The sequence below is a fragment of the Nostoc parmelioides FACHB-3921 genome, from assembly GCF_014696625.1.
In the GTDB taxonomy this organism is placed as follows: Bacteria; Cyanobacteriota; Cyanobacteriia; order Cyanobacteriales; family Nostocaceae; genus Trichormus; species Trichormus parmelioides.
In genome coordinates this window covers 106,373-114,774 of the sequence record NZ_JACJQL010000020.1, presented here as the reverse complement: position 1 = coordinate 114,774, position 8,402 = coordinate 106,373, and the positions used below count along the sequence as shown (strand labels likewise).

Below are 8,402 nucleotides of genomic sequence, written 5' to 3'. Positions count from 1 at the left end.
CCTCTGGGTATGATTCTATTCTTTTTAAGGGGCTTGTCATTATTAATACTCGCTTTTCTAGCTCCTCTGTTTATTTTCCTATAAAATTTATTTTAAAGATAGGTCTAATAATAAGGTGCAGTATATTTTTGATTGCGCCATGTTTCTAGCTGTACGGATGAAGTGTAGACGCTCAAAATTGATATTTGAGGTGTTAGCAGATCTACTTAAAGCGATAGTTTCTGCTACAGGTACCTGAGAGGGTTTAGTTTTACCTCGCAGGCGCTCATCATCTCGGCTAAAAACCGGGTCTGCCAACACAGCTAATATCTGAGGCGCTGGTTGACGTTGTTGATTTTCCCGCCTGAGAATCGCTACGGTAGAGGCTGAGGGTATATGAATAATTTCGTGGTTCAGCAGTAATGGTTGATAGTTGCTGCTTCCTGGTGTATTCAAAGCTGCAAACGGCACGTACTGCAAAGCACCATCACTCACAATTACCAAACGTTTCTGTCCCAATTGCTTGGCCACAAGGGCGAGTATGATTTGTGACAAATCTTTGATCTTAAGGGGCTACAAAGAGGTCTAGAAGACAGACATAATAAGCCTCATAGCTCTTTGTCCGTGTTGGTAAAAATGACGCTTATTAGGACTTAATCTCAATAATTCAGATACTAACTCGCTTGTTTCTTCGATAAAATTGACCCAGTTAAGTCCATATAACCCGATATAAAAACTGCTATGACGGCGAACTATCCGCCCCGATTCTTTAATTCTACCGACATATTTTTGAACACCCATACGTTTAATTTTTTGACCAGATATAGTTGCACTGGTATAGGCGAGTGAGATTAATAATATGAGAGAAATTAGCCGTTTTCCTGAGGCATTAGTATCTATGAATGCCACTGTGCTTACTGGCTGTCTGCGCGGCGTAAAAATCCCTCTTACTTACTGTTTACGGTTTTCTTTCTAATTATACTTTCCCCGTAGTAACAAAAGAGAGATTAAGCTAATGCGTGTCTAAATTGCATAACTACTAATAAGGACTGTTAACTGTTGACCGTTGACACTCAACAGCCCTCACGACGGATTGTGCAACTTAAAAGCACAATAGTTTATCACTATCTATGTTCCGCGTCTTTTCACTGTATGACGGTGATCTGAATACGGTAACATGGTGACGCAAGTATGAACCATGACCTGTGGTAGGAAGAATGTCATCTCTTTCTTCCCTGGGAGATCCTGCACGTTTTGTATAAGAGATTGTGCCAACACATGATGGGGATGCAGATATTATCTACACTGCAAAAATAGTGTTACAATTATGCCTGTGCGGTTCATGCGGGCGTAATTCAGTGGTAGAATGTCACCTTCCCAAGGTGAACGTCGTGGGTTCGAGTCCCATCGCCCGCTTTTGCACATTAACTAATTATGTGTCACTGTTAACAAATTAATGTCGCTGTTAACAGATTAGTCTTGTCGAATTAGTTTACACCTCTGCTAACAAAACTAATGCCATCTTAAAATTAAGGATTAATTTTCGTAGCCACTACCATATTAAACTCACGCACCAATTCAAGATAATGCCGTCACATATAATTTGTTGAAGTGGTCAAATAATTTGTCGCTCTACACCTATAGCCAATTACCTACCAAGACAAATGCTGACCAATAAAAAGGATGTTGAAAATCAGCATTTTGCAAAAAAGTTAGTTGAGTTTGTCGTAATGCTTCTGCTTTGCTCATACCCGGTTGTCTGAGGTGTTTATAAAATTCCACCATAAATTTAGCCGTAGACTCATCTTTTACTGACCAGAGAGTAGCTAGAGTGCTGCGCGCGCCAGAGCGTACTGCTACCCCAGCCAAGCCTAATATAGCTCGATTATCTCCTTTTGCTGTTTGACAGGCACTGAGAACCATTAATTCTAAAGGTGTAGATTCTGATTCGTTTCTGGTTTGCAGAAATTCACTCAATTGTTTAATATTAATCTTCTCATTCCAACTGAGAATAAAAGTGTCATCAGACTGGCTACTAAACTGACCATGAGTAGCTAGATGTAACACCGAAAATGGTGTTGATTCTATAGCCTTTTTGAGGTTGGTGTCGGTAAAATTTTCATTTAAAAGTAGTTTTGAAGAAACTTCTTCAGAAATTTCTGTTACTTCCGATTTAACTGCTGGTAACGCTTTAAAGCCTTGGCGTGACTCGCTCAGTGCGGCTGTCATCAATTGGAGATTTTCACGTTTGAGCGATCGCGCTGGCATCAACTGCATCCCTGGAGATAGTGCTAAACTGTATTTCTCTAGCAAATACTGTTTGCCATCATGTAAAACTGCCATCGGGATATTGCGTAAAGGACCATCTAACACAAAAGCCAGTGTTTTCACTTCACTTTTGCTTAACTCAGATTCCAGAGGATTTATTAGCCAACCATAAAGTTTTTGAGAAACATTTAACCTTTCTTCATTTGAGAAAATTGGGTTGAGAGATTGGCGTGTTTGTTTAATTATGTCTTCTATTTCCCTTGAAGATAGGACTGTTTTATAACTAGAGAGGGGTTTGCCAGGAATAGATAAAATTACTTCTAAGCGATCGCTTAAAATAATCGGATAGATCACTGCTGCTTGTTTGTCGATCTGATCAATTTGCTCTGGTTTAGCGTTTAAACAAGCTTCCCGAAAGAAATTATCTAACTCTGCTAATTGCAATGCTTCGATTGTCTCTCGTGCTAATTTTAAGTTTCGTTGACTGGGTTGAGGGGATTCCAGTAATATATCCACTAACTCCCGATAAATTGGTTCGACACTCTCCTGAAAAGAAAACTGAACATCACGATTAATCGCTACTAAGTCACTACGCAGAGATTTGAGGGTTTTCACAGCAATATCATAAGCTGCGATCGCACCCTGATTGTCACCTTGTTTTTTCAGAATACGCCCAACTTGCCAAGCCGCTTGATAACTAATATCACCAGCATTAATCTCTTGAGTAATTTGTAGTGCTTGTTGGCTCAGTTTTAAAGCGTCAGCTAACTGTTGCTTCTCAAAGTACAATTTTCCTAACTCATTTAAAGCATAAGCTTGAGCGCGCAAATCACCAAGCATTTGAGCCTGCCGTAATGCACGGGCTAAAATTTGTGCTGATTCTTGATATGATATAGACTCATTGCCATAGAGCTTTGAGAATTTAGTAAAATTGCTGACAAAATTAATTGTTGCATAAATAGACATCCGACTTGGCGGCAGTTTCTCTAATTGCCACTTAATCTCTGATAATAAAGCCTCAGAGGGTTTATTTTGTCTAGTTTGTAAATAGAGACTAAGTTGATTCAACTGTGCATCTACTCGTAATTGAGAATTAGTTGTCTGAGCTGCAACTTGTTGATAATAATCAAAAGCTACCTCTATTTGTTGTAAATCTCTAGCTGTATTTCCCAAGTTAAACAGAATATTACTAATGTCTGTAGTGGGATTTAATTCTTTGCTAATCTTTAAGCTCTGCTGTAAAATTTCTTGAGATTGTTGTATGTTTCCTACTAATTGAAAAGCAATTCCTAAGCTTTGTAATGCTTTCGCTTTAATGATAGAGTCTGGCTGATTTTGTAACTTTTGATGCACGTCAACTAACAACTGCTGTCCTCTGCGATATAGTCCCAATGCTCGCATTGCTTGAGCTTGGTTGATTTGGCTACCTAGCTTTCCCACATCATCACCAGCTACTGCATATGCACTTTCCGCATCTTGCCAAGCTTTTAAAGCTGCTTGTGCTTGTCCTGTTGAGAGTTTGAGATTACCTAGAGTATTTAGAGCTATTGCTAAAACAGCAGAGTTTCCCTGTTTTTGGGCGTTGAGATGTTTTAATATATTTAAGCTATTAGTAATAGTAACTTCTGCATTTTGCCAATCACCTAATTTCTGATGAGCCAAGGACAGGTAACTTAAACTCCAAGCTTCATGGATACTATCACCTTGGTTTTTAAAGCCAATATATGCAGCTTCCCAAAATTTCACAGCTTCAGTAAAGCGTCCAGATTCAAACAGATTTCTACCCTGATGCAGTTGCTCTTTGGGATTTGAAGAGTCAATAATAGAGTATTGCCGTAAACTTGAGTCTGTTTGCAGATTTAATTTTGATATTTGGTCTAGTCTCTGATTAGTCTGTGCCGATACTGTCAGACTCGTTGTTGTTAAAAAGAAGGTTAGCACTCCCAAAGAGACCCCATATTTAGTGAAATTCGGCATATACTAATTTTTTATATAAATTTGACATTTACTAGTAATCTTGCTTGAGTAGAAAATTTTTTAGTAAGTTACCTGACTGGAATTTCCATTAAAAATTCTGTTCCCTCACCCAAGACAGAAAAACATCTTAACCTGCCATTATGTTTCTCTTCAATAATTTGGCGGCTAATAGATAAACCCAAACCAGTACCTTTACCCCGTGGTTTGGTGGTAAAAAACTGTTCAAATATCTGTTTTTGAGTTTCTACTGACATACCCAAACCATTATCTTTAAATGTAACTATTAGTAATTCTTCTTCTTGCTTCCATACGGTTTTGATAAGAATTTGATAATTTTTATTATTTTGAACATCTGCTACTTTTTGACATAACTCATCAATGGCATCAATGGCATTAGCAATCATATTCATAAAAACTTGATTTATCTGCTCAGGATAACATTCAATTAGTGGTAAATTGCCATAGTCCTTAATTACTTCTATGTCCGGACGTAGTTTATTACCTTTTAAGCGATACGATAAAATTATTAAAGTACTGTTGATACCTTCATGGATATCAAAAAAAGCTTTTTTCGATACGTCTGAACGGGAAAAATTGCGTAAACTATCACTAATATTATGGATTCTCTCTAATCCTGTATCGATTGAAGATATAACTTTTGGTATATCTATCAATATTTCATCTAGTTCTATTAACTTAGCATTTTTAGTAATATTTATAACTGGATTTGGGTAATATTGATGATAAAGCTCTAAATGCTGAGTTAAAGCATTTATATAATTACGGAGAAATCCTAAATTGCCCATGACAAAGTTTAGAGGATTATTAATTTCATGAGCAACTCCAGCAACTAACTCTCCCAGTGTGGATAATTTTTCACTTTGGACTAACTGTAATTGAGATTGCTGGAGTTTATCCAAAGTTAAAGAGAGTTTTTGTGTACGTTCTTCTACTAATCTATCAAGTTCTTGGTTTTTTATTTCTAGTTCTTTAGTTAATAAGCTCAATTTTAAATGCACCTGAATTCTTGCTAAAACCTCATCTAAATTAAAGGGTTTAGTTATATAGTCTACCCCACCTGTGACGAGACCTAATACCTTATCAAATTGATCTGTAAGAGCCGTCAGAAAAATAACTGGTATATCTTTTGTAGAAGATTTTTTCTTAAGTTCTGCACAGGTTTGAAACCCATCTATTCCCGGCATCATCACATCTAACAAAATTATATCTGGTTGAGCATATTCAGCTTCTTCAATAGCATTTTCACCATCAATTGCTATTAACGCTTCCCACCCTAAAGAAGAAATAGCATCTGATAAAACTTTTAAATTTGTGGGATTGTCATCAACAATTAATATTGTGGCTTTTTCAAAAGTATTAAAAATCTTCATGATGTACTAGCTTTTAAATATTTTATTAATTCGCGGATTTGTTTAATTTGAAAGTTATCACTTAATTGTCTAACTTGTGTCACAAAGCCAATAAAATCACCATGAGAATCTAATTCTTCTATTTGATTCAAAATTACTTGTATTCCTTTGATGTTTCCTCTCATAGACAAATCTAATATCTTATCAAGTTCTGATATTGGCGGTGCAACTATAAGTTGATGGTTACTATGTTGAGATGGTTGATTTTTAGAAATTTTTGTTTGTTTGCCATCCTTTGCATAAATCCATTCAATTTGTAAATAATTTTGCAAATATTGGAGTAATTTATCGATTTCTAAAGGTTTTGGTAAAAATTCATTTCCTCCTATTTGTAAACTTTTATTTCTATCACTTTCAAACACACTGGCAGAAGACACGAAAATGGGAACTTTGGATGTTTCAAGTAAACTTCTTAAGGTTTGGATCATTTCAAAGCCATCTATAACTGGCATAGCTAAGTCAGTAATAATCAAGTCAGGCTGATTTGTGACTGCTATATTTAATCCCTCTTTTCCATCACTGGCTTCAAGGCATTCAAAACCAATTGGTCGTAAAAAATTACAAATTATAGAACGGTTTTCCCATTTGTCATCTACAATTAGAATTTTTGGTTGTTTGCCTTGAATGCCAATAATTTTTTTCTTCTGCAACACACTAGATGTTTGTAACCAGTGACTGATAATATTTAAATTTAAATCTAGCCAGAATTTGCTGCCAGTTCCCAAAATGCTATCTACTTGGATTTGACTGCCCATTAATTCAGCAATTCTACAGCTAATAGCTAGTCCTAATCCCGTACCTTCTGCTTGTTTACTTTTATCTCCTACTTGCTCAAAAGGTAAAAAAATCTTTGTCAATTGTTCAGGAGTCATTCCTACCCCCGTATCTTCCACTTGAAATCTGATTTTGTGGAAATCGGCTCCTGCTTCTAAGACTTGTATTGTAAAATTAACTCCACCTGTTTCAGTAAACTTAATCGCATTACCAAGTAAATTAATTATTATTTGTCGTAACCGTTTTTCATCGGCATTAATTGCTTGAGGGAGATTAGGGTCTGGTAGATAATGAAAAGAGATGCCTTTTTGTAAGGCGCGGATACGACACATTTCTACTACTCCTGTCAGGAAGTAAGAAAAATCAAAATCCGTATTGTGCAATTCCAGTTTTCCCGCCTCGATTTTCGACAAGTCTAAAATATCGTTGATGAGAGTAAGCAGGTGAGAACCACACTGATGAATAATATTAATGCCTTCTAATGCTGCTGGTGCTATGTTTTCAGACCGTTCTAGGATTTGTGCGTACCCTAAAATCCCATTAAGGGGTGTCCGCAACTCATGACTCATGCTTGCTAAAAATTCGCTTTTAGCTTGGTTGGCAACATCAGCAGCAATTTTGGCGGTTTCTAACTCTTGGGTACGATCGCGCACTTTTTCTTCCAAGGTGCGAGAATAATCTTGCAGTTGCTGGTTAGCTTTTTCTAATTGTGATTGTTTATACAGATTAGTAGTAAAAACCGTAGACAGAAAAATTGTCAACAGTGGCGAAATTACAGGAATCCACCAACCAATCATAAATGCAGCATAGCTACTGCTGAAGATTATACTTATACTCACTAAAATCACCAGAATCGGCCATCCTGGTAAAGACTGTTTGCGCTTAGAGTTGACTTGCAACCCATGCCAAGTGACACCGCTACTGACAAAAGACCAACAAAATACCAATAGCCACTCTGCTGGCTCAGACCAAACTCGCAACAATGGTCTACCATCAAGAGCAGCACTTAAAATCTGACTGACTAAATTGGCATGAACTACTACCCCAGCCATGCGTTTCTCTTCATTCTGTACACTGCGACTGTAACCAACGTTCACAAAATCATTAATACTTTTAGCTGTAGTCCCAATCAAAACAATGCGATCGCGTATTAATTCTGATGATATGGAATCACTGAGAATATCCCGCATCTTTACCGTGTCAAAATCATCTTGAAGACCACGGTAATTCAATAGAATTTGATATCCTCCAACATCTGTACCTTGATAACTAAATTCTTCACCATTCAAAGGTGTAAATACTGCTTTCCCTAGCCGCAAAGAATTGCCAGTTGGATCTAGTTGCTCTAAAGCAATACCTTTATTTTGAAGATACATCAGACTTAAGTGAGGTGCTAATCCTAAAAAGATTTTCTCCTGACTATCACCAGCAGATAATAAACCGCGCCTGACTTTACCATCTGTATCCACGACTAAATCAGCCAGTGCAATTTGACCTAATTCAGATAAAGTAGGTGATGGGGCAACTTGATTCCCCACTAATTTTTTGATTCCAATCAAGTTAGGCGTAGATTTGATCACTTCCACCAATTCTTGATGACCTGGTTCTACTGGCAAATCTCGATAGATATCCAAGCCTATGGCTGCTGGTTTTTGTGCTTTGAGTTTGATGATCAACTGGGCTAAAATCAGGTCAGGAATAGGCCATTTACCAATTTGAGTAATGTCTTGTTCATCAATAGTAACAATTAGAATCCGTTTGTCTAGTGGTTCAGCAGGGCGTAGAGCGTAATATTGCTCCATCGCATTCCATTCCAGCAGTTGAAATAATCCCGCCATTCCTCCAGCCATGACGCATATTGCCACGACTGGTGCTGTCATGAATATACTGCGCCAATCCTGGAAACATACCCTGTGTATATAGCCAATAATTGTTTTTACAGATGACCTCATTAGGTATTTGTATTCAAGATGG

The 8,402-nt window shown here is 37.2% G+C and carries 4 protein-coding genes, 1 tRNA gene and 1 pseudogene; 1 reads left to right on the top strand and 5 read right to left on the bottom strand.

The annotated features are described in order from the left end of the window. Positions 1-87: 87 nt before the first annotated feature. Both H6G14_RS15390 and H6G14_RS15385 read right to left on the bottom strand, forming a co-directional pair. A complete protein-coding gene (locus tag H6G14_RS15390; RefSeq protein ID WP_199326174.1) occupies positions 88-534 on the bottom strand; it encodes a CHAT domain-containing protein in 447 nt (148 codons plus the stop codon). Between the two features lie 30 nt (positions 535-564). Beyond that, positions 565-858, bottom strand: a pseudogene (locus tag H6G14_RS15385) (IS4 family transposase); the annotation flags it as partial. Positions 859-1,323: 465 nt separating this feature from the next. On the opposite strand from H6G14_RS15385, the gene H6G14_RS15380 reads away from it, so the two are divergent. Continuing rightward, positions 1,324-1,395: transfer RNA gene (locus tag H6G14_RS15380), tRNA-Gly, on the top strand. A 222-nt stretch (positions 1,396-1,617) separates the two neighbouring features. Here the strand turns inward: H6G14_RS15380 and H6G14_RS15375 are convergent. From H6G14_RS15375 to H6G14_RS15365, 3 genes are all read right to left on the bottom strand, one after another. Then, positions 1,618-4,224 (bottom strand): CHAT domain-containing protein, encoded by a 2,607-nt coding sequence (locus tag H6G14_RS15375; protein ID WP_190568229.1) that lies wholly within the window; start codon positions 4,222-4,224, stop codon positions 1,618-1,620. 68 nt (positions 4,225-4,292) lie between these two features. Further along, positions 4,293-5,615 (bottom strand): sensor histidine kinase, encoded by a 1,323-nt coding sequence (locus H6G14_RS15370; protein WP_190568228.1) that lies wholly within the window; start codon positions 5,613-5,615, stop codon positions 4,293-4,295. Continuing rightward, on the bottom strand, positions 5,612-8,380 hold the full coding sequence (locus tag H6G14_RS15365; protein WP_190568227.1) for a CHASE2 domain-containing protein: 2,769 nt from the start codon (positions 8,378-8,380) through the stop codon (positions 5,612-5,614). The genes H6G14_RS15370 and H6G14_RS15365 overlap by 4 nt, the downstream gene beginning before the upstream one ends. Positions 8,381-8,402: the final 22 nt, after the last annotated feature.